This is a genomic window from Caldisalinibacter kiritimatiensis (assembly GCF_000387765.1).
GTDB lineage: Bacteria > Bacillota > Clostridia > Tissierellales > Caldisalinibacteraceae > Caldisalinibacter > Caldisalinibacter kiritimatiensis.
Genome location: NZ_ARZA01000283.1, coordinates 1 through 347, shown reverse-complemented (window position 1 = coordinate 347; position 347 = coordinate 1). Strand labels below are relative to the sequence as shown.

The 347-nt window shown below is 49.9% G+C and carries 1 rRNA gene; it reads right to left on the bottom strand.

Going from position 1 to position 347, the window contains the following annotated elements:
* Positions 1-347: ribosomal RNA gene (locus tag L21TH_RS13340) — 23S ribosomal RNA — on the bottom strand; the annotation flags it as partial.

Sequence of the window (347 nt, the reverse complement as noted above, 5' to 3'; positions counted from 1 at the left end):
TTCCACAGCTTCGGTGACAGGTTTGAGCCCCGGACATCTTCGGCGCAAGACCACTCGACCAGTGAGCTATTACGCACTCTTTAAATGAATGGCTGCTTCTAAGCCAACATCCTGGTTGTCTGTGTAGTCTTACATCCTTTCCCACTTAACCTGTACTTAGGGACCTTAGCTGGTGGTCTGGGCTGTTTCCCTTTCGACTACGGAGCTTATCCCCCGGAGTCTGACTCCCAAGCATCATGATATGGTATTCGGAGTTTGATAGGCTTTGGTAACGTATATACGCCCCTAGGCCATTCAGTGCTCTACCCCCACATCACTAACTTGAGGCTAGCCCTAAAGCTATTTCG